The 26,302-nt window shown below is 72.5% G+C and carries 23 protein-coding genes and 1 pseudogene; 13 read left to right on the plus strand and 11 right to left on the minus strand.

Features of this window, described 5'->3' with window-relative positions; all coding sequences use genetic code 11:
• Nucleotide 1: 1 nt before the first annotated feature.
• The gene (locus E1293_RS18045; RefSeq protein ID WP_132198581.1) at nt 2-1,159 is read left to right on the plus strand and encodes a glutathionylspermidine synthase family protein; all 1,158 of its coding nucleotides are present in this window, start codon (nt 2-4) and stop codon (nt 1,157-1,159) included.
• A gap of 28 nt (nt 1,160-1,187) precedes the next feature.
• Here E1293_RS18045 and E1293_RS18050 read toward each other — a convergent pair whose 3' ends face one another.
• A complete protein-coding gene (locus E1293_RS18050; RefSeq protein ID WP_132198582.1) occupies nt 1,188-1,382 on the minus strand; it encodes a DUF3046 domain-containing protein in 195 nt (64 codons plus the stop codon).
• 9 nt (nt 1,383-1,391) lie between these two features.
• Nucleotides 1,392-2,669, minus strand: a complete 1,278-nt coding sequence (locus E1293_RS18055; protein WP_132198583.1) for an alpha/beta hydrolase — start codon at nt 2,667-2,669, stop codon at nt 1,392-1,394.
• A 118-nt stretch (nt 2,670-2,787) separates the two neighbouring features.
• On the opposite strand from E1293_RS18055, the gene E1293_RS18060 reads away from it, so the two are divergent.
• Nucleotides 2,788-7,464 carry an Lhr family helicase gene (locus E1293_RS18060; RefSeq protein WP_132198584.1) on the plus strand — a complete coding sequence of 1,559 codons (4,677 nt, stop codon included), beginning with the start codon at nt 2,788-2,790 and terminating at the stop codon, nt 7,462-7,464.
• Between the two features lie 77 nt (nt 7,465-7,541).
• Here E1293_RS18060 and E1293_RS18065 read toward each other — a convergent pair.
• Nucleotides 7,542-8,348: pseudogene (locus tag E1293_RS18065) on the minus strand (DMT family transporter); the annotation flags it as partial.
• Nucleotides 8,349-8,418: 70 nt separating this feature from the next.
• Between E1293_RS18065 and E1293_RS18070 the strand changes: the two are divergent.
• A complete protein-coding gene (locus E1293_RS18070; protein ID WP_132198585.1) occupies nt 8,419-8,991 on the plus strand; it encodes a TetR/AcrR family transcriptional regulator in 573 nt (190 codons plus the stop codon).
• Here E1293_RS18070 and secA2 read toward each other — a convergent pair.
• Entirely contained in the window at nt 8,972-11,317 is a 2,346-nt protein-coding gene (gene secA2 / locus E1293_RS18075) for an accessory Sec system translocase SecA2 (RefSeq protein ID WP_132198586.1), read from the minus strand. The genes E1293_RS18070 and secA2 overlap by 20 nt on opposite strands.
• Nucleotides 11,318-11,551: 234 nt before the next feature.
• On the opposite strand from secA2, the gene E1293_RS50210 reads away from it, so the two are divergent.
• Nucleotides 11,552-11,686, plus strand: a complete 135-nt coding sequence (locus tag E1293_RS50210) for a hypothetical protein (RefSeq protein ID WP_279473223.1) — start codon at nt 11,552-11,554, stop codon at nt 11,684-11,686.
• 60 nt (nt 11,687-11,746) lie between these two features.
• On the opposite strand, the gene E1293_RS18080 is transcribed toward E1293_RS50210, so the two are convergent.
• Nucleotides 11,747-12,970: an ROK family transcriptional regulator gene (locus tag E1293_RS18080; RefSeq protein WP_132198587.1), complete on the minus strand. Its 1,224-nt coding sequence runs from the start codon at nt 12,968-12,970 to the stop codon at nt 11,747-11,749.
• A 255-nt stretch (nt 12,971-13,225) separates the two neighbouring features.
• Between E1293_RS18080 and E1293_RS18085 the strand changes: the two genes are divergently transcribed.
• The 6 genes from E1293_RS18085 to E1293_RS18110 all read left to right on the plus strand — a co-directional run bounded on the left by E1293_RS18085 (nt 13,226) and on the right by E1293_RS18110 (nt 19,178).
• Nucleotides 13,226-14,497, plus strand: a complete 1,272-nt coding sequence (locus tag E1293_RS18085; protein WP_132198588.1) for an extracellular solute-binding protein — start codon at nt 13,226-13,228, stop codon at nt 14,495-14,497.
• 22 nt (nt 14,498-14,519) lie between these two features.
• Nucleotides 14,520-15,491 carry a carbohydrate ABC transporter permease gene (locus E1293_RS18090; protein WP_132198589.1) on the plus strand — a complete coding sequence of 324 codons (972 nt, stop codon included), beginning with the start codon at nt 14,520-14,522 and terminating at the stop codon, nt 15,489-15,491.
• Complete coding sequence (locus E1293_RS18095) at nt 15,488-16,330, plus strand: carbohydrate ABC transporter permease (RefSeq protein WP_132198590.1); 843 nt, start codon at nt 15,488-15,490, stop codon at nt 16,328-16,330. The genes E1293_RS18090 and E1293_RS18095 overlap by 4 nt, the downstream gene beginning before the upstream one ends.
• The gene (locus E1293_RS18100) at nt 16,327-17,793 is read left to right on the plus strand and encodes a glycoside hydrolase family 3 protein (protein ID WP_243716304.1); all 1,467 of its coding nucleotides are present in this window, start codon (nt 16,327-16,329) and stop codon (nt 17,791-17,793) included. The genes E1293_RS18095 and E1293_RS18100 overlap by 4 nt, the downstream gene beginning before the upstream one ends.
• Before the next feature lie 118 nt (nt 17,794-17,911).
• On the plus strand, nt 17,912-18,376 hold the full coding sequence (locus E1293_RS18105) for an RrF2 family transcriptional regulator (protein WP_132198591.1): 465 nt from the start codon (nt 17,912-17,914) through the stop codon (nt 18,374-18,376).
• 4 nt (nt 18,377-18,380) lie between these two features.
• Nucleotides 18,381-19,178, plus strand: a complete 798-nt coding sequence (locus E1293_RS18110; RefSeq protein WP_132198592.1) for a DNA-formamidopyrimidine glycosylase family protein — start codon at nt 18,381-18,383, stop codon at nt 19,176-19,178.
• Here the strand turns inward: E1293_RS18110 and E1293_RS18115 are convergent, their stop codons facing one another.
• From E1293_RS18115 to E1293_RS18130, 4 genes are all read right to left on the minus strand, one after another.
• On the minus strand, nt 19,179-19,673 hold the full coding sequence (locus E1293_RS18115; protein WP_132198593.1) for a hypothetical protein: 495 nt from the start codon (nt 19,671-19,673) through the stop codon (nt 19,179-19,181).
• Between the two features lie 139 nt (nt 19,674-19,812).
• Nucleotides 19,813-20,280 (minus strand): Dps family protein, encoded by a 468-nt coding sequence (locus E1293_RS18120; RefSeq protein WP_132198594.1) that lies wholly within the window; start codon nt 20,278-20,280, stop codon nt 19,813-19,815.
• Nucleotides 20,281-20,410: 130 nt separating this feature from the next.
• On the minus strand, nt 20,411-20,764 hold the full coding sequence (locus tag E1293_RS18125; protein WP_132198595.1) for a helix-turn-helix domain-containing protein: 354 nt from the start codon (nt 20,762-20,764) through the stop codon (nt 20,411-20,413).
• Between the two features lie 111 nt (nt 20,765-20,875).
• Nucleotides 20,876-22,171 carry a CinA family nicotinamide mononucleotide deamidase-related protein gene (locus tag E1293_RS18130; RefSeq protein ID WP_132198596.1) on the minus strand — a complete coding sequence of 432 codons (1,296 nt, stop codon included), beginning with the start codon at nt 22,169-22,171 and terminating at the stop codon, nt 20,876-20,878.
• Nucleotides 22,172-22,654: 483 nt separating this feature from the next.
• Between E1293_RS18130 and E1293_RS18135 the strand changes: the two genes are divergently transcribed.
• From E1293_RS18135 to E1293_RS18145, 3 genes are read left to right on the plus strand one after another with little or no spacing between them, the layout of a single operon-like run.
• Nucleotides 22,655-23,455 carry an MOSC domain-containing protein gene (locus E1293_RS18135; protein ID WP_165978268.1) on the plus strand — a complete coding sequence of 267 codons (801 nt, stop codon included), beginning with the start codon at nt 22,655-22,657 and terminating at the stop codon, nt 23,453-23,455.
• 25 nt (nt 23,456-23,480) lie between these two features.
• Nucleotides 23,481-23,804: a hypothetical protein gene (locus tag E1293_RS18140; protein WP_132198597.1), complete on the plus strand. Its 324-nt coding sequence runs from the start codon at nt 23,481-23,483 to the stop codon at nt 23,802-23,804.
• Nucleotides 23,801-24,223 carry an acyl-CoA thioesterase gene (locus E1293_RS18145; protein ID WP_132198598.1) on the plus strand — a complete coding sequence of 141 codons (423 nt, stop codon included), beginning with the start codon at nt 23,801-23,803 and terminating at the stop codon, nt 24,221-24,223. The genes E1293_RS18140 and E1293_RS18145 overlap by 4 nt, the downstream gene beginning before the upstream one ends.
• Before the next feature lie 9 nt (nt 24,224-24,232).
• Here E1293_RS18145 and E1293_RS18150 read toward each other — a convergent pair whose 3' ends face one another.
• Entirely contained in the window at nt 24,233-24,826 is a 594-nt protein-coding gene (locus tag E1293_RS18150; RefSeq protein WP_132198599.1) for a CDP-alcohol phosphatidyltransferase family protein, read from the minus strand.
• Nucleotides 24,823-26,244, minus strand: a complete 1,422-nt coding sequence (rimO, locus tag E1293_RS18155; RefSeq protein WP_132198600.1) for a 30S ribosomal protein S12 methylthiotransferase RimO — start codon at nt 26,242-26,244, stop codon at nt 24,823-24,825. The genes E1293_RS18150 and rimO overlap by 4 nt, the downstream gene beginning before the upstream one ends.
• Nucleotides 26,245-26,302 lie beyond the last annotated feature (58 nt).

Consider the following 26,302-nt stretch of genomic DNA (forward strand, 5'->3'; position numbering starts at 1 on the left):
GGTGCGCAGAGTCCCTTCGACGCCCCGCGACGGCTGGGCGGAGCGGGTCGAGGCGCATGGCCTGGCCTTCCACCGCACGGCGCACCCCGAGCATCTGACGCGCCCCTACTGGGACGAGTCCGTGCACTACGTCTTCGAGATGGACGAGGTCCTGGCCCTGGAAGGGGTCGTCGAAGAACTGCACCGCATGTGCCTGGACGTGGTGGAGCACGTCGTGTCCACCGGCCGCTATCACGTCCTCGGCATCCCCGACTGGGTCGCGCCTCTGATCGAGGAGTCGTGGCGTCGCGGCGACCCGCACCTGTACGGGCGGTTCGATCTGCGTTACGACGGCCGTGGGCCCGCGAAGCTCCTGGAGTACAACGCGGATACGCCGACCGCCCTCGTGGAGAGCGCCGTCGTCCAGTGGTACTGGCTGCAGGACACCCACCCTGGGGACGACCAGTGGAACTCCCTTCACGAGCGGCTCGTGGCCCGCTGGAAGGAGATCGTCCCCAACGTGGACGGCGGGCCCGTCCACTTCGCTTGGACGAGCGGTGACGAGACCGGCGAGGAGGTCATGACGATCGCCTACATGCAGGAGACCGCCGAGGAGGCGGGCCTGCCGGGCGTGGCGATCGCCATGGAGGACATCGGCTGGGACCCGGCGCGCGGACGGTTCGTCGACCTCGACGAGCGGGAGATCCGGACGTTCTGCAAGCTCTACCCCTGGGAGTGGATCGTCGCGGAGCCGTTCGGGCGCAACATCCCGGGGACGCCCACGTCCTGGATCGAGCCGATCTGGAAGATGGTGCTGTCCAACAAGGCGCTCCTCGTCCTGCTCTGGGAGCTGTTCCCAGGGCACCCCAATCTGCTGCCCACCTACCTCAACAATCCGTCGAACCTGACGTCCTACGTGCAGAAGCCGCTGCTCGGACGGGAGGGCGCGAGCATGCGCATCGTCACGCCCGACGGCAGTGAGCAGCGGACCCAGGGCGACTACGGCGCGGAGGGGTTCGTCTTCCAGGAGTTCTGCGCGCTGCCCGACTTCGACGGCGAGCATCCCGTCCTGGGCGCATGGGTGGTGAACGACGGCGCGGCGGGGATCGGCATCCGGGAGACGTCCGGGCTCATCACGGACGACACGTCATCGTTCGTCCCGCACCGCATCCCGCTGTAGGCCGTTGTAGGCCCGTTGCAGGACGCGCCTACTGCAGCGTTGACGGGACGTCGAAGGTGGCGACGACGGCCTGCCAGACCCTCTTGGCGGATTCGCCGTCGGCGAGGGCCTGCTCGATGGTGCGACCGCCCAGTTGGGCCATGACGTGGTCCCTGGCCACACTCTGGGCGTATCGCTCGCCGAACTGCTGATTCATTCGATCCCAGAAAACTGTGAGCCGCACACGCCCACGCTATCCGACAGAGCGTTCTCCCCAGGACCGCTTGATCTCGTCTGGGACCTCCTGTGGGCCGCCCTGGCGGTACTGGCGGTGCAGGCCCGTCAGGTAGCGCTCGACGCCCTCGATGACGCGGGCCGTCCGGTAGGAGGGGAAGACGTCGAACGCGTGCTGGGCGCCCTTCATCTCCGCGTAGAGGACGGGCGACGAGGAGACGTCCCGTAGGCATTCGACGAAGCGGCGTGCCTCCGCCACGGGGATGAGGGAGTCGCGGCTTCCATGGATGACGAAGAAGGGCGGCGCGTCCTCGCGGAGGTACGTGACAGGGGACGCCCTGGCGTACGCCTCCTGGTTGTCCGCGAAGGGCTGCTTGACCACCATCCGCTCCATGAGGTGTGTGGTGCCCATGGGGCGAGGCCAGGGGCCGGCCTCGAAGAAGTTGTAGACGCCGTAGAACGGGACGGCCCCCTGCACGCGGGTGTCGGCGTCCTCGAAGCCCGGCTGGAACTCCGGCACGTTCGCGGTCAGCGCCACCATCGCGGTGAGGTGGCCGCCTGCCGAACCGCCCGTCACGCAGAGGAAGCCGGGGTCGGCGCCGTACTCCTCGGCGTGCTCCTTGTACCAGGCGAGGAAGTGCTTCAGGTCGATCAGGTGCTCCGGCCAGGTGGCGCGGGGGCTGAGGCGGTAGTTGACGTTGAAGCCGACCCATCCCTGGAGGGCCATGTGGTTGAGCAGCGGCAGCCCTTGCTCGCGTTTGTCGCCGATGACCCACGCGCCGCCGTGGATCTGCATCAGCCCCGGCCGCAGCCCCTCGCCCGAGCGTTCACCGGCGGCATGGAAGACGTCCAGCTTCAGGCGCAGCCGGCCGTCCTGCCGGTACACGATGTTGCGTTCGACCCGCACCCCCTTGCGCGGGATCAGGCACAGCTGCGGAACGATCAGGTGCGCGAGCGGATACGCGGGAGCGCCTTCGGGGTCCAGGTCGAGTGGCGCGCCGCTGTCTCGCAGGGTGACGACCGTACGGCGGGACGCGACGAGGGTGGCCGCGACCCCCGCCATGCCGAGGATCGCCAGGACGAGCCCTGTCCAGCCCGCCCAGCCGTCCAGTCCACCGAAGCCGGCGACGAGCGCGGTGGCGGCGGCCCAGGTGACGAGCACGTGCGGCGCCATCTCGATCGTCAGCCAGCCCCAGAAGAAGCTCGGCGCCAGCAGGACGGCGCTGCGCCGGGGAGCGTGCGCGTTGCCCGCGGCCAGAGCGAACAGGATCCCGAGGGCGAGGAGGACGTAGGGCATCGAGGCTCCTTGGCGGAGAGTGGCCTACCCGTAGACCTTGCCCGTACAAGCGCTTGCTTACAAGGTGACGCACGCCACTCGCCACCGTTTTGTCGGACGCCTGAGGCAGTATGGCGCCATGGGCGGTGACGTGCTCGAACGTTTCTCCCCGGCGACCCGAGCCTGGTTCACCGGGGCCTTCGCCGCGCCCACGCCCGCCCAGGCCGGGGCCTGGGAGTCGATCGCCGGCGGCGACAACACGCTCGTCGTCGCGCCGACCGGGTCCGGCAAGACCCTCGCGGCCTTCCTGTGGTCGCTCGACAGGCTCGCCACCGAGGCGGTCCCCGAAGAGCCGCTGCACCGCTGCCGCGTCCTGTACGTGTCGCCGCTGAAGGCGCTCGCCGTCGACGTCGAGCGCAACCTGCGCGCCCCGCTGACCGGCATCCGCCAGGCGGCGCGGCGCCTCGACCTGCCCGAACCGGGCGTCCGGGTCGGGATGCGGTCGGGCGACACCCCGGCCGACGAGCGCCGCCGGCTGGCCGTCAAGCCGCCCGACATCCTCATCACGACGCCGGAGTCGCTGTTCCTGATCCTGACCTCGCGGGCGCGCGAGTCGCTGCGCGGGGTGGAGACGGTCATCGTCGACGAGGTGCACGCCGTGGCGGGCACCAAGCGCGGTGCCCATCTGGCGCTCTCCCTCGAACGGCTGGACGCGCTGCTGGAGCGTCCCGCCCAGCGGATCGGCCTGTCGGCGACGGTCCGCCCAGCGGACGAAGTGGCGGCGTTCCTGGGCGGGACGAGAAACGCCGTGGTCGTCCAGCCGCGTTCCGACAAGGTCTTCGACCTCGACATCGTCGTCCCGGTGGAGGACATGGGCGAGGTCGGCCAGTTCGTCGACAACTCAGGGGAGCCCGACCCGCGCCAGCGCAGCATCTGGCCGCATGTCGAAGACCGCCTGCTCGACCTCATCCAGGCGCACCGTTCGACGCTCGTGTTCGCCAACTCCCGGCGGCTCGCCGAAAGACTGTGCGGACGCCTGAACGAGCTCGCCTATGAGCGCGCGACAGGCGACCCCCTGCCCGAGGACCACTCCCCCGCCGAGACGATGGCCCAGGCGGGCGCCGCCAGAGGGGCGCCCCTGGAAATCGCCAGAGCGCACCATGGCTCGGTCTCCAAGGAAGAGCGGGCGGGCATCGAGAACGCCCTGAAGGAAGGGCGGCTCCCGGCCGTGGTGGCGACGTCCAGCCTGGAACTGGGCATCGACATGGGCGCGGTCGATCTGGTCGTCCAGGTGGAGTCGCCCCCGTCCGTCGCCAACGGCCTCCAGCGGGTGGGACGCGCCGGCCACCAGGTCGGCGCCGTGTCGAAGGGCGTCATCTTCCCCAAGTACCGCGGCGACCTCGTGCAGACGGCGGTGGTGGCCGAACGCATGCGCGGCGGCGAGATCGAGGAGCTGCGCTATCCGCGCAATCCCCTCGACGTCCTCGCGCAGCAGATCGTCGCGATGGTCTCCATGGACGAGTGGACGGTCGACGACCTCGAATCCCTCGTCAAGCGCGCCGCTCCCTACGCCACGCTTCCCCGCACGGCGCTGGAGGCGTCCCTCGACATGCTCGCCGGGCGCTACCCCAGTGACGAGTTCGGCGAGCTGCGTCCCCGCCTCGTCTGGGACCGCGTCACCGGCGTCCTGCGCGACCGTCCGGGAGCACAGCGCCTCGCAGTGACGAGTGGCGGGACGATCCCAGACCGCGGCATGTTCGGCGTGTTCCTCGTAGGCGAAAAGTCATCGCGCGTGGGGGAACTCGACGAGGAGATGGTCTACGAGTCGCGCGTCGGCGACGTGTTCGTCCTCGGCGCCAGCTCATGGCGCATCGAGGACATCACCCCCGACCGCGTCCTCGTCTCGCCCGCGCCGGGCCAGCCAGGCAAGCTGCCGTTCTGGCACGGCGACACTCTGGGCCGTCCCGCCGAACTGGGCCGCGCGCTCGGCTCGTTCACCCGCGAACTGGCGGGGCTGCCCGCCGAACAGGCGCAGGAACGCGTCACCACCGCCGGCCTGGACGAATGGGCCGCCGCCAACCTGGTCTCCTACCTGGCCGAGCAACGGGAGTCCACCGGCCACCTGCCCGACGACCGCACGATGGTCGTCGAACGCTTCCGCGACGAACTCGGTGACTGGCGCATGGTCGTCCACTCCCCGCTGGGCGCGCGCGTGCACGCACCCTGGGCGCTCGCCATCGCGGGCCGTCTGCGCGAGCGGTACGGCGTCGACGGGCAGGCCATGCACGCCGATGACGGCATCGTCATCCGCATCCCCGACATGGACGAGCCGCCCGGCGTCGACCTCGCCCTCTTCGACGCCGACGACATCGAGCGCATCGTCGTCGACGAGCTGGGCGGGTCGGCGCTGTTCGCGGCCAGGTTCCGCGAGTGCGCGGCGCGTTCGCTGCTGCTCCCCCGCCGCCGTCCCGACAAGCGCATGCCCCTGTGGCAGCAACGCCAGCGCGCCGCGCAGCTCCTGGGCGTCGCGAGCAAGTACCCGTCGTTCCCCATCGTGCTGGAGACGATGCGCGAGTGCCTGCAGGACGTATTCGACGTCCCCGGCCTGGTGCAGCTCATGCGCGACATGTCGGGACGCAAGGTCCGCATGGTCGAGGTGGAGACGCCCGAGCCGTCCCCCTACGCGCGCTCCCTGCTGTTCCGCTACGTCGGCGCGTTCATGTACGAGGGCGACTCGCCCCTCGCCGAGCGCCGCGCCCAGGCCCTCGCGCTCGACTCGGCGCTGCTGGCCGAGCTGCTGGGCCAGGCCGACCTGCGCGAGCTCCTCGACCCGGACGCCGTCGCCGAGACCGAGCGCGAACTCCAGCGCCTCGCCGCCGACCGCCGGGCCCGCGACATGGAGGGCGTCGCCGACCTCCTGCGCACCCTCGGCCCCCTGACCACGGCGGAGGCGGCCGAGCGCACCCTCCCCGCCTCCGCGGACCCCGGCGGCGCGGAAGTGCCGGGCTCCGGTGGCGACCACTTGGACAACGGCGCGGGGGCGCCCGATCCGGGCGGTGACGCCGAGGCCCCGGTCCCCGCCGCGGCGCTGGTGGACGTCTCGCGGTGGCTGGCGGAGCTGGAGGCGACGCGGCGGGCGATCCGGGTGCGGGTCGCCGGAGAGGAGCGCTGGGCCGCGATCGAGGACGCCGGGCGGCTGCGGGACGCGCTCGGCGCGCCGCTTCCCGTGGGCGTCCCGGAGGCGTTCCTCGAACCCGTCGACGACCCGCTCGGCGACCTGGTCTCCCGCTACGCGCGCACGCACGGGCCGTTCCGGGTGGGCGAGCCGGCCGCGCGGTTCGGGCTGGGCTCGGCCGTGGTCGCCGAGACGCTGCGGCGGCTGGCGGGTGCGGGCCGGGTCGTCGAGGGCGAGTTCCTGCCGGTCGAGGCGGTGGCGGGCCCGCTGACGACCGAATGGTGCGACGCCGGCGTGCTGCGGACGCTGCGGCGCCGCTCCCTGGCGCGGCTGCGCGCCGAGGTGGAGCCGTCCCCGCCGGAGGCGCTCGGCCGCTTCCTGCCGATCTGGCACGGGATCTCAGGCGGGTCGCGGCTGCGGGGCATCGACGCGCTCGTCCAGGCGATCGAGCAGTTGCAGGGGTCGGCCGTGCCCGCCTCGGCGCTGGAGACGCTGATCCTGCCGTCGCGGGTGCCCGGCTACAGCCCCGCCATGCTGGACGAGCTGACGTCCGCGGGCGAGGTCGTGTGGGCGGGCCAGGGCGGGCTGCCGGGCGGCGACGGCTGGGTGGCGCTGTACCTGGCCGACACGGCGCCCCTCCTCATGCCGGAACCCGCCGAGATCACGCTCACCCCTGCGCACGAGGCCGTCCTCGACGCGCTCGGCGACGGCGGCGCGTTGTTCTTCCGGACGCTGTCCGACCGCGTGAACCAGCACGTCACCGCCGCTGACGCCGACCTGGTCACCGCCGTGTGGGACCTCGTCTGGTCCGGGCATCTCACCAACGACACGATGGCCCCGCTGCGGGCCGCGCTCGGGTCCGGCCGTCCGACGCACCGCTCCAGGACGACGCGCCGGGGCCGTCCCGTCCTGCCGTCCCGGACGGGTCCGCCCACGGTCGCCGGACGCTGGTGGCCGCTCCCCGGACGCGAGTCCACCGCGACCCTGCGTTCGCACGCGCTCGCCGAGTCGCTCTTGGAGCGGTACGGCATCGTCATACGCGGCGCCGTCGCCGCCGAACGCACCCCGGGCGGGTTCTCCGCCGTGTACCCGGTGCTGCGCGCGTTCGAGGAGACCGGGCGGTGCAGGCGCGGCTACTTCGTCGAGGGCTTGGGCGCCGCCCAGTTCGCGTTGCCCGGGGCCGTCGACCGGCTCCGCGCGCTGCGCCCGGCGGCTTCGGCGCCGGACGACATCTCCGCGCTCTGGGAGACGCCGCAGAAACCCGGCGTCCGCGCTCTGGTGCTGGCGGCCGCCGACCCCGCCAATCCGTACGGCGCCGCCCTGCCCTGGCGCGTACGCGACGACGAGGCGGCCAGCGGCCACAAACCGGGCCGCAAGGCCGGCGCCCTGGTCGTGCTGGTCGAGGGGCATCTCGTCCTCTACGTCGAACGCGGCGGCCGCACGCTGCTCACCTGGGACGACGACCCGGACTTCCTGCAACCGGCCGTCGACGCGCTCGCGTTGGCCGTCCGTGAGGGGGCACTCGGCAAGCTGACCGTCGAACGCGCCGACGGCGAGGCGATCAACGACTCCCCGCTGGCCGCCGCGCTGAAGTCGGCCGGCTTCCATCCGACTCCCCGCGGGCTGCGCCTGCGCTCCTGACCTCCCGGCGAGCGGAGGGCCACGGTCACGGCGGCCGCGCAGACCGCGACGCCCAGCAGTGATGTCCAGGTGAGCGTGCTGCCGAACATCACCCAGCCCCAAAGCATCGTGGTCGGCGGGGTCAGGTACAGCAGCGCGGACACACGCGCGACTCCGGTCCGCCGCACGTTGACCCAGTACAGGCCGTATCCGCCGAACATCGCGAGCAGGACCAGGATGGCGATGGCCGTCCAGAACACGGGGTCGCCAGGCGGGACGAGGGAGCCGTCCACGCCGGCGATCCCCGAGAACAGCACCGCGCTGATGCCCGCTTGAACAGCGAGCGCCTCGGGAAGGTCCACCGCGGGCCGGGTCCGCCGTTCGAGCAGCGTCGCCCCGACGAGGGAGAGCATCGCGGCCAGCGGCAGCGAGTACGCCCATGCGGGCGCGCCGCCGTTCAGGTCGCCGCCGACGACGAGCGCGACCCCGCCGAGCCCGGCGGCGAATCCGGCGAACTGCCGGCGGCTGATCGTCTCCCCCAGCACGGGCACGGCGAGCGTGACCGCGACGAGCGGCTGGAGCGCGGTGATGAGGCTGTTGATCCCCTCGACGACGCCGTGCTCGGCGGCGAGGAAGACGCCGTAGAGGTAGCCGACCTGGCCCAGTGTCCCGATGAGGATGTGCAGGGCGAGGTCGCGTGGCGGGATGCGGCGTCTCCGCCAGGCCAGCCACCCGCCGAGCGCGGCCGCGCCGATGATGAACCGCCAGGCCAGCAGGGAGCTCGCGGGCGCGGCCCGGGTGCCGAGCTCCGCGCCGATGAAGCCGGAGCTCCACGTCACGACGAACGCGGCGCCCAGCAGGCCGTCCCGATGGCGGATCCGCACGTTCCCTCCCGAGGTATACATACCGGTATAGCTACAGACTACCTATACCGGTATGTATACTTGCGGTCTACCGCCGCGGAAGGAGACCGTGATGCCCGTCCAGGACCGTCCGCTGACGCCCGCCGGCCGGCGGGTGCTGCGGGTCGCGAGCGAGCTGTTCTACGAGCGCGGCGTCGGCTCCGTCGGCATGGAGCTGATCGCCGCCGAGGCCGGGGTCACCAAGAAGACCGTCTACGACCGGTTCGGTTCCAAGGACGCGCTGATCCTGGCCTACCTGGACGCCCGCGACGAACGCTGGCGCGACTTCATGACCGGCCGGATCGCCGAGGTCACCGGCCCCCGCGAGCGCGTGCTCGCCACGTTCGACGCCCTCGGGGAGTGGCTGGCCACCGAGTCGGGGCGCGGCTGCTCCATGGTGAACGCCTGCGCCGAACTGCCCGACCCGGCCCACCCGGTCCACCAGGTCGCCGCCAAGCAGAAGGCATGGGTGAGGGCCCTCTACGCGGACCTGGTGGACGACGGCACGCTGGCCGACCAGCTCCTCATCCTGCACGAGGGCGCGGTCGTGGCGTTCAGCGTGGGCGGCATCCGCGACGCCGCCGCGAAGGCCCGCGCCGCCGCCGGCGCGCTCCTCCCCCGGGCGCTCAGCGCCGGCGGCCCTTGAACACGTTGATCAGGCCGCGCAGGGCCCGCTCGTCCAGGGACCCGAACGGGTTGTCGTGGACGAGGTAGGTCCACGTCGCGGACGGGCGCTTCAGCCCGGCCGAGTCGAGGTCGATCCCGTCCTCCGACGCCGTCAGCGCCTCGAAGGAGGCCACGGACCGCTTCCGCGCGTCGCCGAGCAGCCGCTTGCCCGCCGGGACGGCCTCCCGGTTGAACTCGATCAGCGGGTCGAGGCCCCGGCCGAGCGACCGCAGGTGGATGCCCTCGCGCAGGTCGGCGAGGTAGGCGAGGTGCTCGGCCCAGCACCGGTCGAGCTGGAACAGGACGATCTGCCGCGCGGCGTCCGCCACGGCCTCCGCGCCCGCGGTCTTCGTGAGCTCGGCGTGCCGCTCCGCCGCGCCGGACGCCATGGCCCGGTCGGCGGCGCCGCCGTTCAGGACCGCGTCCCGCTCGGCGAGCAGCTCGCGGCGCTGCAGCCCGATCAGGTGGTTGTACCGCCACGTGTTGCGGTGCAGTTCGAGATCGACGCCCTCGGCGACGCGCTGGGCGTGCCCGACGACCCAGTGCGCGCCCTTGTCGGTGACGAGCCCCTCGTCGCCGGCGGAGCCCCTGGGCCTGCCCTCCGGGTCCGCCTCGTCCGGCGCGTACCGGGTGACCAGGTCGTCCTGCAGGCTGGTGAAGAACACCGAGCCGCCGGGGTCGCCCTGGCGCCCGGCACGGCCCCTGAGCTGGTCGTCCAGGCGGCTGCTGTGGTAGCGGCCGGTGCCGATCACCAGCAGCCCGCCGGCCTGCGCCACCCGGTCGTGGTCGGTGCCCCCGGTCTCGGCGGGCGCCGTGCCCGGCGGGGCGGACGGGCTGCCGCCGAGCCGGATGTCGGTTCCGCGCCCGGCCATCTGCGTGGAGACGGTGATCGCGCCGTGGGCCCCGGCCTCGGCGATGATCGCGGCCTCCTCGGCGTCGTTCTTGGCGTTGAGGACGACGCGGTCGAGCCCGGCGCGGGCGAGCCGCCGGGCGAGCCGCTCGGACTCGGCGACGTCGCCAGTCCCGACCAGGACCGGCCGCCCAGCGGCGTGCGCGGCGGCGATCTCCTCGACGATCGCGACCTCCTTGTCGGCGGCGGTCGCGTAGAGCCGGTCGGGCCGGTCGTCGCGGACGCACGGCCTGTTCGGCGGGACGACGGCGATCCGCAGCGCGTAGAACTCGGTGAGCTGGCCCGCGACCGCCATCGCCGTGCCGGTCATGCCGCACCGCACGCGATAGCGCCCGATCAGCTCCTGCACGGTGATCGAGTCGAGGATCTCGCCGCTCGGGGACGCGGCCAGCGCCTCCTTCGCCTCGACCGCCGCCTGCAGCCCGTCCGGCCAGCGCTGCAGCAGCGCGACCCGGCCGCGCGACTCGCTGATCAGCTTCACCGCGCCGTCCCGGACGATGTAGTCCACGTCCCGGTGCAGCAGGACCTCGGCGTGCAGCGCCACGTTCACCGCGGTGAGCGCCCCGAGGTTCTCCGGCGCGTAGAGGTCGAGCCCGAGGACGCGCTCCACCTCGCGCGACCCGGCGGACGTCAGCTGGACGTTGCGCGCCTCGTCGTCGGTGGCGTAGTGCAGGCCGGGCCGCAGCCGCCGGACGAGGTCGGCGTACTGCGGGTCGGCGGCGTCGAGGTCGGCGGCGCCCGCGAGGACGAGCGGGACCATGGCCTCGTCCACCAGCACCGAGTCGGCCTCGTCGACCAGCGCGACGGACGGCTCGGGCAGCACGAGGTCGGCGGCGCCGGTGGCGAGCCGGTCCCTGAGCAGGTCGAAGCCGACCTCGCTGACCGGCGCGTACGTGACGTCGGCGGCGTACGCGGCCCGGCGCTCGGCGGGCGTGGACGACTGCCCGACCCATCCGACCGACACCCCGAGCATGGCGTACAGCGGCTCCATCCACTCGGCGTCGCGCCGCGCCAGGTAGTCGTTCACCGACATGACGTGCACGCGGCGCCCGCGCAGCGCGTGACCGGCCGCGGCCAGGGCCCCCGCCAGGGTCTTGCCCTCACCGGTGGCCATCTCCGCGACGTGCCCGGACAGCAGCGCGAGCGTCCCGACGAGCTGGACGTCGAAGGGCCGCTCCCCCAGCGTCCGGCGCGCGGCCTCCCGGCCGAGCGCGCACAGCTCCGCCAGGTCCTCCTCCTCGCGGAGGACGGAGGCGGCGGCGGTCAGCTCGCCGTCCGGCAGCTCCCGGACGCGGGACTCGCGCGTACCCGCGTCCTCGACCAGGGCGCGGAACGGCGCCAGATCGACGCTCCCCGGCTTCTGCACGAGGCGCCGCAGCCGCTCACGCAGCGCCATGGCGTCCCCTCGGTTCGTCGTTCACGGTTTCCCCCCAACGGGCGGATACGAGACTGCGTCCTTCCATGATCCCAGCGCCGAGTAGCAGGGACGCCCGCGGCGTGTCCGCTGTTGGTCTGACCTCGATTTCATTCCTCGGACGGATCCCACCCGCCCCGTGGTTTGAGAGCATGAGGACATCACGGGGTTTGCGGTGGCCAAGGGGAAAGCGTCACCGCGGAACGGGGTTTCGCCATGACACCTACGGCACGCAAGGCCGCCGCGCTCCGGCGGAAGCGTCAGATCATCAGCCAGACCGTCATCGACCGCGCCCTGAACGATCCTCGGCGCCACAAGGAGGTCGCCGTCGCGGCGGCGACCGCCAAGTAGGGAACGTTCCGGACAGCGAATCGAGCGCCTCCGCCGGCTCGGCGGGGGCGCTCGCTCGTGCTAGGACCCGGCGGGGGCGGAGAAGACGTCGTCGCGGGCCTGCTCCAGCGCCGCGTACAGGGCGCCGCGCAGGACGTGGTTGCCCGTCACCCCGGTCACGGCGACGGCGGGGCGGGTCGGGCTGATCCGTCCGACGGTCTCCTCGATGCGGGCGGCGAGGGGCAGCCCGCCGGCCCGGCCGAGCCGTCCCGACAGCACCACCAGCCCCGGGTCCAGGACGATGTTGACCGAGGTCACGCCGTAGGAGATGCGGTTGGCGAGCTCGTCCAGGAACGCGCCGCCGCGATCCTCGTCGGCGGCGGCCGCCCGGACGCAGTCCACGGCGGTCGGCTCGGCGATGCCGTGCTCGTGGGCGAGCGCGCGGACCGCGTCCGCGCCGACCAGGGCCCCGTAGCCGCCCGCGAGGGTGGGCGTGCCCCAGGTGTCGGACTCGGTCACGCCCTCGTCCTCCGGGCCGCGGCGGGCGGCGCCGAGCGGCAGCGGCGCGCCGGGCACGGGCAGGTAGCCGATCTCCCCGGCGCCGCCCCACCGGCCGCGGTGCAGCCGGCCGCCGAGCATCACCGACAGGCCCATGCCGCGGTCGAGCCACATGAGCGCGAAGTCGTCGGCGTCGCGCGCCGACCCGTACGCCCGTTCGGCGATGGCGGCGAGGTTGACGTCGTTCTCGATGGTCACGGGGCGGCGCAGGTCGGTCCGCAGCGCGGCCAGGACGCCCTCGTGCCAGGCGGGCAGGTCGAAGGAGAACTTGACGTCGCCGGAGTCCGGGTCGACGACACCGGGGGTCCCGATGACGAACGCGCTCAGCCGCGACACCGCGACCTTGGCCGAGCGACACGCCTTGGTGACGGCGCTGTGCACCATCTTCACGGGATCGTCGGCGCCGTTCGGGTCCACGGTGACCTGGGCGGCGATGTGCCCGGTGATGTCCGCGACGCCCGCGGTGACCCCGTCCGGCCCCACCTCCAGTCCGGCGACGTAGGCGCTGGACGGGACGACCGCATAGAGTGCGGCGTTCGGCCCCCGCCCGCCGGCCTGCTCGCCGACCACGGAGACGAGCCCGCGGTCCTCCAGCCTGGACAGCAACTGGGACGCGGTCACCTTGGACAGCCCGGTGTGCTCGCCGATCTGGGCGCGGGTCAGCGGGCCCTGCTCGACGAGCAGGTCCAGCGCCGCGCGGTCGTTGAGCTCACGCAGCAGCCTCGGCGTTCCCGGGCGTCTTGCCATGCTGGCACCCCTGATGTCTCAATCCGCTAACGAGCAGTTTTGTTTAGGAAAGTTTCTTGTTAGTTTACGCCCAAGCGCCGACCGGTCCGGTACCCCGGGCCGGGGGCGTGCGCAGAGCGCGGACTGGCGAGCAGGGCGCCCGCGAGCGATGCGAACGCGAGAGGGGCATGGCTTGAGACCCTAAAGGGTCCGTGCCGTCCCCACCCGCACCGCAGGCCACAAGGCCGCGCGAGGCGATGCCGGAAAGGATCCCCAGTGAAGTACATCAAGATTGCGGCCACGGCGGCCGCGATCGCCCTGGCCGCCACGGCCTGCGGCGGCGACAAGAAGGACGACGCGGGCGGCGGCGGCAAGGACCCGGCGCAGCTCAAGGTCTGGATGATGGGCGACGGGACGCCGGAGCAGACGAAGTTCCTCGACGGCGTCGAGACGGAGTTCAAGCAGAAGCACCCGAGCACCGACGTCCAGATCAAGTACGTGCCGTGGGCCCAGGTCGCGACCACGTTCCAGAAGGCCGCCGCCGGCGGCCAGGGTCCCGACGTCACCGAGCTGGGCAACACCGACGTCCAGTCGCACATCGAGCAGGGAAGCCTGGCCGACATCAGCGACGAGTTCAAGGGCTGGGCGGACGGCAAGACGCTCAACAAGACCGCGCTCGGCAACGACACCGCGGACGGCAAGACCTACGCGGTGCCGTGGTACGGCGGCGTCCGCGGCGTCTGGTACCGGACGGACTGGTTCCAGGAGCTCGGCATCCAGCAGCCGAAGACCTGGGCCGACCTGACCGCCGCGGCCAAGAAGGTGCAGGACTCCAAGAAGGTGCCCGGCATCGGCATCCCGAGCGACCAGACCAACGCGCTGCTCAGCTTCATCTGGGGCAACGGCGGCGAGGTCGCCGTCTCCGACGGCAGCGACGGCTGGAAGGGGCAGCTCGACCAGCCGCCGGCGATCGAGGCGGTCAAGTACTACGCCGGCCTCGTCAGCACCGAGAAGGTCGCGCCCGAGAAGTACATCGGCAAGGACGAGCTGCAGGGCCCGCAGCGCGACTTCGCGCTCGGCAAGCTCGGCATGTACATCGACGGCAGCTGGGCGCTGAAGGAGATGACGAAGGTCTCCAAGAAGAACGCCGACAAGTGGGCCGTCTTCCCGATCCCGGGCAAGACCGGCGGCAGCGCCCCGGTCATGGCGGGCGGCTCCGACATCGCGGTCTGGAACGACAGCAAGGCCAAGGGCGCGGCCTTCGACTACATCACCGTGCTGAACAACGCCAAGAACGCCAAGGCGTGGGCGGACTACAGCGGCTTCTCCTCGATGCGCTCGGACGTGAAGTTCTCCGACCCCAAGCTGGAGATCTTCACCTCGATCGCCGGCAACACGAAGTTCCCGCCGATCAGCTCCGGCTGGGGCGAGTTCGAGCAGGCCAAGAAGGTGCTGCCGAACGCGGTCAAGGCGATCATGCAGGGCAAGTCCGCCGAGGAGGAGATGAAGAAGGCGAACGAGCAGGCCAACACGCTGCTGAACCCGTAGTCATCGGCTGATCGGAACGTCCATGCTCGACACCGCTCCCGCGGTGCGGAAAGCGCCCGGCCGGAAGTCCTCCGGCCGGGCGCGGCCCCGCCGCCGGCCCCGCCTCGGGCCCTACCTGCTGATCGCGCCGACCGTGCTCGTGATCGCCGTCCTGATGTTCTGGCCGATGATCCAGATCGGGATCATGTCGTTCCAGAAGGTCGGCAACCGCCAGCTGCGCGGCGAGCCGGCCGAGTCGGTGGGGACCGAGAACTTCGACAAGATCCTCAACGACCCGTTCTTCTGGCAGACCCTCCGGCACACCGTGCTGTTCGCCGTCGTCGCGGTGAGCCTCACCCTGGTCGTCGGCACCCTGGTGGGCCTGCTGCTCCACCGGCTCGGCAAGCGGATGTCCGGCTTCGTCGCCGGCGGCGTGATGGTCGCCTGGGCGACCCCGCCGGTCACCGCGGCGATCATCTTCAGCTGGCTGTTCGGCACCACCGGCGGCCTCGTCAACTGGTGCCTGGACCTGCTGCCCGACTTCCTCGTCGGCGGCGGCTGGAGCGACTACAACTGGTTCGCCACGCCGCTGTCCACCTACACCGTCCTCACCGTGTGCGTCGTCTGGCAGGCCTGCCCGTTCGTCGCCGTGTCGGTGCTCGCCGGGCTGAAGAGCGTCCCGGGCGAGCTGTACGAGGCCGCCCGGGTGGACGGCTCCGGCCCGTGGCGGACGTTCTGGAGCCTCACCTACCCGATGCTCAAGCCGATCTTCCTGGTGCTGGTCGTCATGTCGATCATCTGGGACTTCAAGGTCTTCACGCAGCTGTTCATCATGTCCGGGATGGCCAACCGCGACTCGTTCAACCTGTCGCTGTACGGCTACTCCGAGGCGTTCGGCTCACTGAATCCGAAGCTCGGCATGGGCTCGGCGATCGCGCTCGTGCTGACGATCATCCTGCTCATCGTCACCGCCCTGTACGTGCGGGTCATGGTCCGGCAGGGGGAGACGAAATGAGAACCTCACTGCGGCGCCGGATCCTGCTGAACGGGACGGGCCTGCTCGTCTTCGCGCTCGCGGTCTTCCCCGTCTTCTGGATGGCGTCCACCGCGTTCAAGCCCAACAACGAGATCTTCAGCACCACGCCGAAGCCGTTCCCCTCGCACCCGACGCTGGACCACTTCGACCTGGTGCTGAACGGCGGCATCGCCGAGGTCTCCTTCTGGGAGTACTTCCGCAACAGCGCGATCCTCGCGATCGTCACCGTGCTGGCCTCGGCCCTGCTGGCGCTGATGGCGGCCGTGGCCGTCGCCCGGTTCCGATTCCGGTTCCGCACCACGTTCCTGATCATGCTGCTGGTGGTGCAGATGGTCCCGCTGGAGGCGCTGGTCATCCCGCTGTTCGTCGACCTGAAGCAGCTCGAGCTGCTGAACAGCCTGTCCGGCCTCGCGATCGTCTACATCGGCTTCGCGGTGCCGTTCGCCATCTGGATGCTGCGCGGGTTCGTCGCCGCGGTGCCGCGCGAGCTGGAGGAGGCCGCCGCCATCGACGGCGCGGGCCCCATCCGGACGTTCTTCCGGGTCATGCTCCCGCTCGTCGCGCCCGGACTGGTCGCGACCAGCATCTTCTCCTTCATCACCGCCTGGAACGAGTTCATCTTCGCGTTCACGTTCCTGGACGACCAGAACAAGTACACCCTGCCGATCATGCTGCAGTTCTTCTTCGGCCGCAGCGGCAACGCCTGGGGGCCCATCATGGCAGCGTCCACGCTGCTCACCATTCCCGTCATCGTCTTCTTCCTGCTGGTCCAGCGCCGCATGGTGTCCGGCCTCACCGCCGGGGCGGTGAAGGGGTGACGACCGACGACATCGCGACCACGGCGGAGATCGCCCGGCTGGCGCGCGGTACGCTGCTGCCGTCGTTCACCGGGGCGAGCGCGCCGCGCTGGCTGCTGGACGAGCTGGAGCTCGGCCTCGGCGGCGTCACGCTGTTCGCCCTCACCGGGAACGTCCCCAGCCCGGAGTCGCTGGCCGCGCTCACCGCGCAGATGCGCAAGGCGGGCGACCCGTTCGTCACGATCGACGAGGAGGGCGGCGACGTCACCCGGCTCGGCGGGCACGCGACCGGCAGCCCCTACCCGGGCAACGCCGCGCTCGGCGCCGTGGACGACCCGGAGCTGACCCGGCGGATCTACCGGTCGCTGGCCGCCGAGCTGGCCGAGGTCGGCGTCAACTTCAACTTCGCCCCCTCGGTGGACGTCAACACCGCCGACGACAACCCCGTCATCGGCACCCGCTCGTTCGGCCCCGACCCCGAGCTGGTCGCGCGGCACGCCGCCGCGTCCGTCACCGGCACGCAGGAGGCGGGCGTCGCGGCCTGCGCGAAGCACTTCCCCGGCCACGGCGCGACCGTGGAGGACTCCCACCTGGGGGTCCCGATCGTCGACGCCGACCTGGACCTGCTGGACCGCCGCGAGCTGGTCCCGTTCCGGGCGGCGATCAGGGCCGGCACCCGCGCGGTGATGACCGGGCACCTCAACCTGCCCTCGATCACCCGCGGCACGCCCGCCACGCTGTCCCCGGAGGCGATCACCGGGCTGCTCCGCGAGCACCTCGGCTACCCGGGGGTGATCGTCACCGACGCGCTCGACATGGAGGGCGCGAGCGGCGCGATCGGCATCCCGGAGGCGTCCGTGCGGGCCCTCATCGCGGGCGCCGACCTGCTGTGCCTCGGCCCGCACGAGCACTCCGAGACCGTGGAGGCGACGCTCGCGGCCGTCGACGAGGCCGTGCGGACCGGGCGGCTGCCCGTCACCCGGCTGGCGGACGCCGCCGAGCGCACCGCCCGGCTGCGCGCGTGGCTCGCCGGGAACAGCCCCGCCGTCGTCGACCGGGCCGCCGGGCTGGAGGCCGCGCGGCGCGCTCTCCAGGTCACGGGAGCGCTCCCAGGCTGGGCCGCGGCGCCGCTGGTGGTCGAGACGGAGTCCAGCGGCAACATCGCGGTCGGCCCGACGCCGTGGGGACTGCACCCGTGGGCGCCCGACGCCGTCCGGTCGGACGGCGCGGACGGGGCGGCGGACCGCGTCCTGGATCGTGCCAAGGGACGCGGGCTGATCGTCGTCCTGCGGGACGCGCACCGGCACGCCGCGCAGCGCGCCCTCACCACGGCGCTGCTGACGGCCCGTCCCGACACCGTCGTCGTGGAGATGGGCCTGCCCGTCTGGCGCCCCGGGGCGGCCGTCTACCTGGCCACCTACGGCGCCGCCGCGGCCAACGCGCAGGCCGCGGCCGAGCTGCTCGGCCTCACCTCCGCCGCCTGACGCGGGCACCGGCCCGTGGCACGCCCGCCGGACGAAAACGCCCGGTTCCGGCGGGCGTGCCACGTCAATGTGCCGGTGCGCAACCCGAGTGGTCCGATCGACAAGGGATAATGGCCGTATGCGATTGTCCGCCAGGGTCGACTACGCGTTGCGCGCCGCCGCCGAGCTTTCGGTCGCCGGGAGTCACCCGGTGACCGCCGTCCAGCTCGCCGAGGCGCAGCAGATCCCGCCCAAATTCCTGGAGAACATCCTCGGCCAGCTGCGCCGGTCCGGGCTCGTCCGCAGCCAGCGGGGACCGGAGGGCGGCTACTGGCTGGCGCGCCCGGCCGAGCGGATCTCGCTGGCCGACATCATCCGCGCCATCGACGGGCCGCTGCTCGGCGTCCGCGGCGAGCGTCCCGAGCACGTCGGGTACGAGGGGCCGGCGCGGTCGCTGCAGGAGGTGTGGATCGCGCTGCGCGCCAGCGAGCGCTCGATCCTGGAGCAGGTCACGCTCGCGCACATCGCCGCCGGGGAGCTGCCCGGGCCGGTCCGCAAGCTGACCGAGGACCCGGCCGCCTGGGAAAGCCCCTCCCTCATCTGATCCGGTGCCGGAGGGCGATGTCGTCTGGCTGACCGCCCGGCGGCTGCGCGAGGCGCTGGCCGGGCGGGTGCTGACGCGCTCCGACTTCCGCGTCCCGCGGCTGGCCACCGCCGACCTGCGCGGACGCACGGTCCTGGAGGCCGTGTCGCGGGGGAAGCATCTGCTCGTCCGGGTGGAGGGCGGGCTCACCGTCCACACGCATCTGATGATGGAAGGCCGCTGGCAGATCCGCCGGGCCGGTGCCCGCAGCGGAGCGCCCCCGCGCGACCACCGGGTGCGGCTCGTGCTGGCCAACGCCGAATGGCTGGCGGTCGGCTACTCGCTCGGCGTCGTCGAACTGCTCCGTACCGCCGAGGAGGACAAGGCCGTCGGGCATCTCGGGCCGGACCTGCTCGACCCGGCCTGGGGGCCGGAGATGGCCGCCGAGTGCGCCACGCGGCTGGCCGCGGAGCCCGGACGCGCGATCGGCGAGGCCCTGCTCGACCAGACCCGCCTCGCCGGGATCGGCAACGTCTACAAGGCCGAGACCCTCTTCCTGCGCGGTGTGCACCCGTGGACCGCCGTGCGGGACGTCCCCGACCTGCCCGCCCTCGTGGAGCTGTCTCACCGCCTCCTGGACGTCAACAAGGAGCGGCACGGCCACATCACCACCGGTGAGCTGGCCCGCGGCCGGGAGCACTGGGTGTACGGGCGGGCCGGGCGCCCCTGCCGGCGCTGCGGAACCCGGATCGAGCGCGCGGACCAGCGGTCCGACGCCGGAGAGCGCACCGCGTTCTGGTGCCCGCGCTGCCAGCCCGCCTGATCAGCGGACCGTCACCTGGCCGTTCGCCACGGTCAGCACGGCCTGCGGGTCGCCCTCACCGCAGTGCGGGCCGTTCGGGAACGTGGCCCTCGGGGTGACGTCGAGGCTCTTGCTGAAGTAGTTCCGCCCGGCTGCGTCGCGCAGCTTCAGGGTGACCTGGACGGGTGTCTTCGGCAGATCTCCGACCCGGGCGAAGCCGGACTTGCCCCCGTCGGGAACGGCGTGCGCGCCGCAGACGTCGTCCGGATCGTCGCCTTCGCAGCCGTCCGAGACGGTCTTCGAGGTCGGCGTGAGCTCGATCCGGGGGTCCTGGCACGCCCCTCCCCAGCACACCCGCAGGGACGCCGACGCGACCCGGGAGCCGTCGGGGACGACCACGCTCAGCCCGGGCATCGACCCGATCGCCGTGCAGCGCCGCTCCCCGTCGCCGGAGTCGCAGGCGGCCAGGGCGAGCATCGCGGCGCCGGCGGCCGCGGCTGTGCGAAGAAGGCGCATTCCTCATGATCATCACATGGCGCGCCGGGCGGGTGGCGGAACGCGCAAAAAGGCCCCGGCCCGCCGGAATCGGCGTGCCGGGGCCTTATGTCGCGGTCGGGTCCGCCGGGAGGGCCGGAGCGGGGCCCGGTGGCGTCCGTCAGGTCTGCGCCTGGAACATCCAGTGCTGCTTCTCAAGCTCGGCCGTGATGCCGATGAGCAGGTCCTGCGTGACCTGGTCGGGCTCGTCGGTCGCGGCGATGCGCTCGCGGAACCGCCCGATGATCTGCGCCAGGATGTCGGTGACGGCGGCGACGACCTTGTCGTCGTCGAGGTAGCCGGCCTCAAGCTGCTGGATCGCGGTGCGGTCGGCGACCGTGCGGGCACGTCCGTCGGGGTTCACGCCGATCGCCACGGCCCGCTCGGCGACATCGTCCTGGCCGCCGCGGGCGAGGGTGACGACCTCGTCCAGGTGCTCGTGCACGACCTTGAAGTTGCGCCCGGTGAGGTTCCAGTGGGCCTGCTTGGCCAGCAGGGAAAGATCGATCAGGTCGACGAGGGCACCCTGCAAGGCGTCCCCGGTGACCTTCAGGGCCGCATCGGTGAGCGGGCTCTTGATCGCCGCCATGGTCGGGCTCCTTCCGCGTCGTTACGGTTGCTCTGTACAACACGGAACGATCCCCGGAAATGCCGCGTTCATGCGTGAGGCCGCGCACACCCGCGGCCCCGCGGTAGGGCATGAACGCACCGGGAGACGGTCAGGCGGCGACCATGTCCGGGCGGAGTTCGCCGGTGATCTCCTCCGGGGTCTCCGGAATGCTCTCGGTGGTGATCCGCTCGTGCTCGGGCGCGCCCGCCATGACGGGCTCGTGCTGCAGCTCGGCGAGCGCCAGTTGATCCGCGACTTCCCTCAGGACGTGCGACAGCGGTACGCCGAGGGCCTTGCAGATCGAGGACAGCAACTCCGAAGAGGCCTCTTTCTGCCCCCGTTCGACCTCGGACAGGTAGCCGAGTGACACCCGCGCGGCCGCGGACACCTCACGGAGGGTGCGTCCCTGGCGCAGCCGCAGCTGCCGCAGTACGTCACCGAGCAGCTGGCGAAGCAGGACCATCGTCTCGCTCCCTCCCTCAGTTCGGACCATCTGCCGGTTCCACCGTACCCGCCCTGACGGTGGCGATGGCAGACCGTTGATTCCGTGTTCGCTCGGAACGTAACGCTGTAATCAGCCCCGATCTTCCCGGTCTGCCCGAGCCTCCCCGCTCTCGCCCTCCACGTCAAGTCCGAGCAAACGGCGTCTCAGCAGCTCAAGGGCGTGCACGACGGTCATCCGCCGGATCACCGCGCGGATCTCGGGCCCGGTCCCGGGCACGGGGAGTTTCGGACTGACCACCGTGTGCGAGCCTCCGGGTCCGGACAGGCCGATATAGACCGTTCCCACAGGGTGCCCGTCCTGCGCGTCGGGGCCGGCGACGCCCGTCACGGCGAGGCCGTACGTCGTGCCGAGCGCGTCCCGCACCCCGGCGGCCATCGCGGCGGCCACGTCCGGGTGGACGGCCCCGTGCTCGGCGAGAAGCTCCTCGGGGACGCCCAGCAGCCGCCGCTTCACGTCGGTCGCGTACGCCACCATCCCGCCCGCGAACGTGGCGGACGCCCCCGGCGCCCCGCTCAGCTCGGCGCCGATGAGCCCGCCGGTGAGTGACTCCGCCGTGGCGACGGTCTCCGCGCGCTCGATGAGCGCCCGGTGCACGACCCGCGCGAGCGACTCGTCCTCGGCCCCGTAGACGGCCGAGCCGAGCAGCTCCCGGACGCGCGCCTCGACGCCCGCCAAGCGGGCGGCCGCGTCGCGACCGGCCACGGTGATGCGGATCTTCACCTCGGCGGGGTCGGGCAGGTAGGCGAGCCGCACCCCGTCCATCGCCTCGACCTCGGCGAGCCGGGTCGCGACGACCGACTCCCACATCCGGGCGGTGCGCAGCGTCCGGCGCGCCACCGCGGGCAGCCCGGCGATCTCCGCCAGCTCCGGCAGGACGACCTCGTCCATGATCGTGCGCATCTCGAACGGGACGCCGGGCAGCGCGTAGGCGATCCCGCCGGGCAGCTCGACGCGCAGGCCGGGCGCCGAGCCCGCGGAGTTGGCCAGCACCCGGGCGCCCGCGGGGACGTCCGCCATGCGCAGCGCCATCGGCTGCAGCTCGCGGCCGGCCTTGGCGACCCGCTCGCGCAGCCGCCGCTCCAGCTCCGCGTCGCGGACGAGGGCGACGCCGGCCGCCTCGGCGAGCGCGTCGCGGGTCACGTCGTCGTAGGTGGGGCCGAGCCCGCCGGTGGTGATGACCGCGTCGGCCCGGTCGAGCGCGGACGTCACCGCGGCGACGATCACGTCCACCTCGTCGCCGACGACGACGCTGCGGGTGACCTCGACGCCGTGGTCGGCGAGGCGGCGCCCGAGCCACGCCGCGTTGCCGTTGACCGTGTCGCCGAGGAGGAGTTCGTCGCCGACGGTGAGAAGTTCGACCCGCATCCCCCGAACCTACCGGGCGGGTCCGCGACGGGCCCGGCGGACCGCGGGTTGCCCGGGAAAGGCGGCCGATTGAGGACGGCCCCCGTGCGGGCCGTTCGCACCGGTCCAATCCGCGTATTCCTTTTCCGTGGCCGCCGAAATGCGGCGGCCGTGCTTCGGCCGCCCCGCGCGGACCCCGTCCGACGCTCCGCGCGGGCGAGGCGGCGGCCCGGGCGCGGATCGACGCCGCGCGCCGCCGCCGGCCGGCCGAACAGCGCGGAGAAGCGCAGGTCACATTGTGAGTCAAAACTCATTCCGCCGATTCGTGCGCACGGACGGGAACAGGGATAATCACTTAACGCAGCACCCGCTGGAACGGGGCCGCGGGACACGACCGGGGTGGGCGTGCTCCCGCGGCCCGCTCCCGCTCCAAGCTGACGAATCGGTGTCAGGTACCGCCCGGATCCCTGGTCACCGCCGGGACCGGTCCGTAACGTCCGTCGCATGATCACCGTCGTCGCGGGGCTGAACGTCTTCCCGATCAAGAGCGCGGGGGCCGTCCCGCTGACCAAGGCCGAACTCACGCCGAACGGGCTCCGGCACGACCGGGAGTTCATGCTCGTCCGCCCGGATGGCCGCCACCTGTCGCAGCGGGAGATCCCCGAACTCGCGCTGCTGCGACCGGACTTCGACGGCGTGAAGCTCACCGTCCACACGACGCTCGCGGCGTCGCCCCTCGTGCTGGAGGCGGTGGACGGCCCGGCCCTCGACGTGACCGTGCACCACCGTCCCTGCCAGGGCATCGACCAGGGCGACGAGGCCGCCGAGTGGTTCTCGGACGTCCTCGGGCGCCCCTGCCGCCTCGTCCGCTTCACCGGGACGCGTCCCACCAAGCGCGGCGGCGGGACGCTGACCTACGCCGACGGATACCCCGTCTCGGTGCTGTCCGCCGAGTCGCTGGACGATCTGAACCGGCGGGTGGACGTCCGACTTCCGATGGCCCGTTTCCGTCCCAACATCGTCCTGCGCGGCCTCGGCCCCTACGGCGAGGACACCGTCACCCGGCTGCGCGGCGACCGGGTGGAGATCGAGCTCATCAAGCCGTGCGGCCGCTGCGTCATCATCAACACCGACCAGGTCACGGCCGGCCGCTCCCCCGAACCGCTCCGCGCCCTCGCCCGCTACCGCACCGGGCGCTGGGCGGGCGACCGCGAGATCATGTTCGGCCGCCTCGGCGTCCCCCGCTTCCTCGGGACGCTGCGCGTCGGCGCGGAACTGACCGCCTCCTCATCGCTTGGCGATTGACAGCGATCGCTATACGATTGGCGGCGTGGACGAACCGATCGACCGTGCCCGGGTGCAGGCGGGCCTGCGGCTCATCGCGCGCGGGCTGGAGGAGCTGGCCGCGGCCCTCGACGGCCCGGACGAGCCCGGGGAGCTGGAGCGGACGGCCCGCGTCATCCGCGACTGGGGCGACCGGGGGCTCCGCAAGAACGAGGCGTCCGCCCTGTTCAGGCGGCACGGCTTCGCGCCGCAGACGACCGGCGGCTGGACGCGCGGCGACTGGATCGACATAGGCGACGACGGGCTGCGCTACCTGACTGCCAAGTCCCGCGAATGGCTGGCCGGACACGACGAAGGGGAGGAACCGTGACGGAGACCTTCACAGTGCGGATCACCGTCCGCGGCTACGAACTGGACACCCAGGGCCACCTCAACGGCGCCGTCTACCACCAGTACGGCGACCACGCCCGCTGGGAGTGCCTGCGCGCCGCCGGCATCTCCGTGGACGAGCTGATCGCCACCGGCGTCGGGCCCGTCACCCTGGAGAACACCATCCGCTACCACCGCGAGCTGCACGCGGGCGACGACGTCGACATCACGTGCGCGTTCGACTGGGGCGAAGGCAAGACCTTCCGGATGCGGCAGGAGCTGCGGCGGGCGGACGGCGCCCTGGCCGCCGAGATCACCAGCCTCGGCGGGCTCATGGACCTGGCGGAGCGGCGGCTCGTCCCCGACCCGGGCGCGCACTGGCGCGCCCTCGCGCAGACACCCGGACTGCTCGGGCTCTGAGGCGCCCCGTCAGGACGCGTCGCCGGCGGTGCGGCGCCCGCGCCACGCCCGGACGACGTAGTCGGCGCCGGTCACGACGGTGACGACGAGGGCGGCGCCCATCGTGGCCCAGCGCAGGTAGTCCAGCGGCCCGGGCAGGATGTAGAAGCCGATGGCGAAGACCTGGAGCATCGTCTTCAGCTTGCCGCCCTTGCTCGCCGCGATCACGCCGCGGCGGATGAGGGCGAACCGCATCACCGTGATGCCGATCTCGCGCACCATGATCGCGGCCGTCACCCACCACCACAGCTCCCCCATGACCGACAGGCAGACCAGCGCGGCGCCGGTCAGCGCCTTGTCGGCGATCGGGTCGGCGATCTTGCCGAAGTCGGTGACCAGCCCGCGGGCGCGGGCGATGTCGCCGTCGATCTTGTCGGTGATCGAGGCGACCGCGAACACGGCGAACGCGGCGAGCCGCCAGCCGGTGCCGTCCAGGAAGAACAGCCAGACGAAGACGGGCACCAGCGCGATCCGGGCGAGCGTCAGCGCGTTGGCGATGTTCCAGACGCCGGCCGGCGGCGGCTCCTGCGAGCCCGCGACCGGATCGGGAGTGCCCGCGATCATGACATGTCCGCGCTCAGGTCCACCCCGTCGCTGTCCACGACCCGGGCCGCGACGATGTCGCCGAGGGCGAGGCCCTCCCCGCGGACGAGGACCGTCCCGTCCACCTCGGGCGCCTGGTGCTCGGCGCGGCCCTCGAAGCCGCCGTCCTCGCCCTTGTCCTCCAGCAGCACGCGGACCCGCGTGCCGACGCGGTCCTCGGCGCGCTGCGCGGTCAGCTCCTCGGCGAGGCTCGACAGCTCCTCGACGCGGGCGGCGACCTCGGCGGGGTCGAGCTTGCCGTCCAGATTCGCGGCCTCGGTGCCGTCCTCGTCGGAGTAGCCGAACACGCCGACCGCGTCGAGCCTGGCCGCCGACAGGAACCGCACCAGCTCCTCGACATCGTCCTCGGTCTCGCCGGGGAAGCCGACGATGAAGTTGGAGCGGACGCCCGCCTCCGGCGCCAGCGCGCGGATCTGGTCCAGCAGCCCGAGGAACCGCTCCCGGTCGCCGAACCTGCGCATCGAGCGCAGCACCGGGCCGCTCGCGTGCTGGAACGACATGTCGAAGTAGGGCGCGACGCCGGGCGTGCCGCAGATCGCCTCGATGAGCCCCGGACGCGTCTCCGCCGGCTGCAGGTAGCTGACCCGGACGCGCTCGATCCCGTCCACCGCGGCGAGGTCCGGCAGCAGCTTCTCCAGCGCGCGCAGGTCACCGAGGTCCTTGCCGTAGGACGTGGAGTTCTCGCTGACGAGGACCAGCTCGCGGGCGCCGTGCCCGGCCAGCCAGCGCGCCTCCTCCAGCACCTCCGCCGGCGGACGCGACACGTACGCGCCGCGGAACGCCGGGATCGCGCAGAACGTGCAGCGGCGGTCGCAGCCGGACGCCAGCTTCAGCGGCGCGACCGGGCCGCCGCCGAGGCGCCGCCGCAGCACCCGCGGGCCGGACGCGGGAGCGACCCCGTCCGGCAGGTCGTCCTGCCCGCCGTGCCCGGGAACCGCCACCCGGGAGGCGGCGCGCTCGACCGGGCTGATCGGCAGGAGCGTGCGGCGGTCGCGCGGAGTGTGCGCGTCGTGCGCGCGTCCCGCCACGACGTCGTCGAGCCGCTCGCCGATCGCGGTGTAGTCGTCGAAGCCGATCACCGCGTCGGCCTCGGGAAGCGCCTCCGCCAGCTCCCGGCCGTACCGCTCGGCCATGCAGCCCGCCGCCACGACCTTGGCGCCGGAATCGTGCGCGGCCAGCAGCGTGTCGATCGAGTCCTTCTTCGCGGCCTCGATGAACCCGCAGGTGTTGACGACCACCACGTCGGCGCCGTCGGCGCCGTCGGCGCCGTCGGCCAGGTCCCAGCCCGCGTCCTCGATGCGCGCGGCGAGCTCTTCGGAATCGACCTCGTTGCGGGCGCAGCCGAGCGTGATGAGCGAGACCTTGCGGCGAGTGGACATGCCCCTAAAGGTAATGGGCGCGGCCCCCTGGCAGCACCAGCGGCCCCATTCAGGCGGG

Source organism: Actinomadura darangshiensis (assembly GCF_004349235.1).
GTDB classification, from domain to species: domain Bacteria; phylum Actinomycetota; class Actinomycetes; order Streptosporangiales; family Streptosporangiaceae; genus Spirillospora; species Spirillospora darangshiensis.

Bases quoted from the DNA above. Each gene is read 5' to 3' on its own strand.
- E1293_RS18090 (WP_132198589.1), top strand. From the start codon at position 14,520: ATGCTCGACACCGCTCCCGCGGTGCGGAAAGCGCCCGGCCGGAAGTCC.
- rimO (WP_132198600.1), bottom strand. From the start codon at position 26,244: ATGTCCACTCGCCGCAAGGTCTCGCTCATCACGCTCGGCTGCGCCCGC.
- E1293_RS18150 (WP_132198599.1), bottom strand. From the start codon at position 24,826: ATGATCGCGGGCACTCCCGATCCGGTCGCGGGCTCGCAGGAGCCGCCG.
- E1293_RS18120 (WP_132198594.1), bottom strand. From the start codon at position 20,280: ATGGCGGCGATCAAGAGCCCGCTCACCGATGCGGCCCTGAAGGTCACC.
- E1293_RS18130 (WP_132198596.1), bottom strand. From the start codon at position 22,171: ATGCGGGTCGAACTTCTCACCGTCGGCGACGAACTCCTCCTCGGCGAC.
- E1293_RS18055 (WP_132198583.1), bottom strand. From the start codon at position 2,669: ATGCCCTACGTCCTCCTCGCCCTCGGGATCCTGTTCGCTCTGGCCGCG.
- E1293_RS18080 (WP_132198587.1), bottom strand. From the start codon at position 12,970: ATGGCAAGACGCCCGGGAACGCCGAGGCTGCTGCGTGAGCTCAACGAC.
- E1293_RS50210 (WP_279473223.1), top strand. From the start codon at position 11,552: ATGACACCTACGGCACGCAAGGCCGCCGCGCTCCGGCGGAAGCGTCAG.
- E1293_RS18060 (WP_132198584.1), top strand. From the start codon at position 2,788: ATGGGCGGTGACGTGCTCGAACGTTTCTCCCCGGCGACCCGAGCCTGG.
- secA2 (WP_132198586.1), bottom strand. From the start codon at position 11,317: ATGGCGCTGCGTGAGCGGCTGCGGCGCCTCGTGCAGAAGCCGGGGAGC.
- E1293_RS18135 (WP_165978268.1), top strand. From the start codon at position 22,655: ATGATCACCGTCGTCGCGGGGCTGAACGTCTTCCCGATCAAGAGCGCG.
- E1293_RS18125 (WP_132198595.1), bottom strand. From the start codon at position 20,764: ATGGTCCTGCTTCGCCAGCTGCTCGGTGACGTACTGCGGCAGCTGCGG.
- E1293_RS18070 (WP_132198585.1), top strand. From the start codon at position 8,419: ATGCCCGTCCAGGACCGTCCGCTGACGCCCGCCGGCCGGCGGGTGCTG.
- E1293_RS18115 (WP_132198593.1), bottom strand. From the start codon at position 19,673: ATGCGCCTTCTTCGCACAGCCGCGGCCGCCGGCGCCGCGATGCTCGCC.
- E1293_RS18095 (WP_132198590.1), top strand. From the start codon at position 15,488: ATGAGAACCTCACTGCGGCGCCGGATCCTGCTGAACGGGACGGGCCTG.
- E1293_RS18105 (WP_132198591.1), top strand. From the start codon at position 17,912: ATGCGATTGTCCGCCAGGGTCGACTACGCGTTGCGCGCCGCCGCCGAG.